Origin of the sequence: Streptomyces pathocidini (genome assembly GCF_001418495.1) — a bacterium.
GTDB classification, from domain to species: domain Bacteria; phylum Actinomycetota; class Actinomycetes; order Streptomycetales; family Streptomycetaceae; genus Streptomyces; species Streptomyces pathocidini.
In genome coordinates this window covers 1-2,496 of sequence record NZ_LIQY01000540.1, presented here as the reverse complement: position 1 = coordinate 2,496, position 2,496 = coordinate 1, and the positions used below count along the sequence as shown (strand labels likewise).

Sequence of the window (2,496 nt, the reverse complement as noted above, 5' to 3'; positions counted from 1 at the left end):
GGCCAGGCCGGCTCCGGCCACGTCGGCTCCGGCCAGGCCACGGGGGGCGAGTCCGCCCGGTCCCGGCCGAGCGCCGGCGGGGTGCTCTGCCACCACTCGCCCTCTTCGGCGGCGCGCTGCGGCAGATCGGGGCCGGGGTGCCGCGGCTCGGCACGGCAGGACTCGATACGACCGGGGTCCGGGCGGCCGGGATCCGGGCGGCCGGGATGGACACGACCGGACTCAAGGCGACTGGACTCGGCACGGCCGGACTCCGCACGACCCGACTCCACGCGACCACCGCCGGTATCCCGGCGGCCCGGTGGGGCGTCAGGGCGGCGGCGGGCCGGCGGATCGGTGCGGGTGGTGTCCAAGGTTCTGGCGGCCGAGTAGAAGCGGTCGTCCAGGGAGTCGGCCGCCGGGCCGGGCCCCGTGTCCGCCTTGTCCGCGTCGTACAACTCCCGCCACCAGTCGTCCTCGTGGCCGCATCGCTCCCCCTGCTGACTCATGCCCTTATTGTCCATCTCCCGGCCCATCCGGGAAGAGCGCATACAAAAAGCCGCCGAGCAGGTCCTCCCCCCACGGCAGGGCCCACCCGGCGGCAGCTCGGTATGACAGGCCGTCACCGAAGGCCCGGCGCCGACCGGCGTCCGGGACCTTTGGCCTGTACCGCGGTGCGGACACCTTGGCAGAGTGGCGGGTAGTGCGGCGATGATGTTGAGCGGCGGGTTTGTGCCGTGACTCATTTCCGCCACGGAGTGGTCCGGGGAGGGAGCACGCGATGCTGAGCGCCATAGGTCTCGACGAGCCGCAGGAGGCGGCGTACCGCGCCTTGGTGGGGCTGGGGGCGGCCGAGGTCACCGACCTCGCGCAGCGCCTGGCGCTGCCGGAGGAGGAGGCCGTACGCACCCTGCGCCGGCTCGAGCGGCAGGGCCTGGCCGCCCAGTCCTCCACCCGCCCCGGCCGGTGGGTGGCGGCCCCGCCGACCGTGGCGCTGGGCGCCCTGCTCACCCAGCAGCGGCACGAGCTGGAGCAGGCGGAGCTCGCGGCGGCGCTGCTCGCGCAGGAGTACCGCGCGGAGGCGTCCGAGCCGGCTGTGCACGACCTGGTCGAGGTGGTCACCGGCGGCAGCGCCGTCGCGCACCGCTTCCTCCAGCTCCAGCTGGGCGCGGTGGACGAGGTGTGCGCCCTGGTCACCGGCAACCCGACGACGGTCACGGGGGGCGAGAACCACGCCGAGGAGCGGGCCTCGGCGCGCGGTGTCCGCTACCGCGTGGTGATCGAACGCGACGTGCTGTCCGCCCCCACCGGCATCGCCGAGCTGACGGCGGCGCTGGGCCGCGACGAGCGGGTGCGGGTAATCGACCGCGTGCCGACCAAGCTGGTCGTCGCCGATGGCACGCTCGCGATGGTCCCGCTGACCCGGCGCACCTCGGAGCCCGCCGCCCTGGTGGTGCACGCGGGCGGGCTGCTCGAGGCGCTGATGGGCCTGTTCGAGGGGGTGTGGCGGGACGCGCTGCCGCTGCGCCTGGGCGCGGACCACACCCCGTACGAGGAGGAGCGCGAGGGCCCGGACGCCGCGGACCTGGAGATCCTGTCGCTGCTGCTGGCGGGCCTGACCGACGCAAGCGTGGCCAAGCAGCTGGACCTCGGGCTGCGGACGGTGCAGCGGCGGGTGAAGCGGCTGATGGAGCTGACGGGCGTGACCACCCGGCTCCAGCTCGGCTGGCACGCCTACGAGCTGGGGTGGGTGTCGCGGGAGGACGTGAAGCGGGGGGATCTGGCGCGCCGGCCCGTGCCGCGGCAGCCCGCGCCGGGCGAGACCGAGCCGCGCGAAACCGAGCCGCGCCAGGACGAGCCCCGCGAGACCGCCGGGCGCGAGAGCGAGCCGCGCTGAGTCCTGCCGGGTGGGTGCCCGTCGCGGACATGTCGCGCTCGGCGGCTTTCTGACGCACCCTTGGGCCCATGGGGACCTGGCAGCTGGTCTTGGTCGGCCTGGTGATGCTGCTCGGCCTCCTGGGCGTGCTGGTCCCGGGGGTGCCGGGGCCGCCGGTCGTGTGGGCGGGGGTGCTGTGGTGGTCGCTCACCGAGCAGACCACGCTCGCGTGGTGGGTGCTGATGGGCGCGACGGCCGTGCTGCTGCTGAACCAGGTCCTCAAGTGGCTGCTCCCGACCCGCCACATGAAGGAGGCGGGCATTCCCTGGCGCACGCTCTATGTGGGGGGCGCGGTCGCCTTCGTGGGCTTCTTCGTGGTGCCGGTGGTCGGCGCGGTGATCGGTTTCGTGGCGGGGCTCTACGGCGCCGAGCGGGTGCGGCTGGGCAACCACGGCAACGCCTGGGCGTCGACGCGGGTGGCGATGCGGGCGATCGGGCTCAGCGTGCTGATCGAGCTCTTCGCGTGCCTGCTGGTGGTGGGGGCGTGGGTGGGCGCGGTCGCGGCGGCGTGAGGACCGACTTCGCCGGTGGGCAGCCGCCGGTCGACGGCGGAGAGGGTGCCGACGGGCTCCGGCGTGAAG

At 74.8% G+C, this 2,496-nt stretch carries 2 protein-coding genes and 1 pseudogene; 2 read left to right on the top strand and 1 reads right to left on the bottom strand.

Annotation, left to right across the window (positions count from 1 at the left end; translation table 11 throughout):
- Positions 1–488 (bottom strand): annotated as a pseudogene (locus AOK16_RS26795) (hypothetical protein); the annotation flags it as partial.
- Positions 489–760: 272 nt separating this feature from the next.
- On the opposite strand from AOK16_RS26795, the gene AOK16_RS22180 reads away from it, so the two are divergent.
- Both AOK16_RS22180 and AOK16_RS22175 read left to right on the top strand, forming a co-directional pair.
- Positions 761–1,876 carry a helix-turn-helix transcriptional regulator gene (locus AOK16_RS22180; protein ID WP_079101656.1) on the top strand — a complete coding sequence of 372 codons (1,116 nt, stop codon included), beginning with the start codon at positions 761–763 and terminating at the stop codon, positions 1,874–1,876.
- Positions 1,877–1,944: 68 nt separating this feature from the next.
- Positions 1,945–2,427, top strand: coding sequence for a DUF456 domain-containing protein (locus AOK16_RS22175; protein ID WP_055473938.1), 483 nt, complete (start codon positions 1,945–1,947; stop codon positions 2,425–2,427).
- Positions 2,428–2,496 lie beyond the last annotated feature (69 nt).

Bases quoted from the DNA above. Each gene is read 5' to 3' on its own strand.
- AOK16_RS22180 (WP_079101656.1), top strand. From the start codon at position 761: ATGCTGAGCGCCATAGGTCTCGACGAGCCGCAGGAGGCGGCGTACCGC.
- AOK16_RS22175 (WP_055473938.1), top strand. From the start codon at position 1,945: ATGGGGACCTGGCAGCTGGTCTTGGTCGGCCTGGTGATGCTGCTCGGC.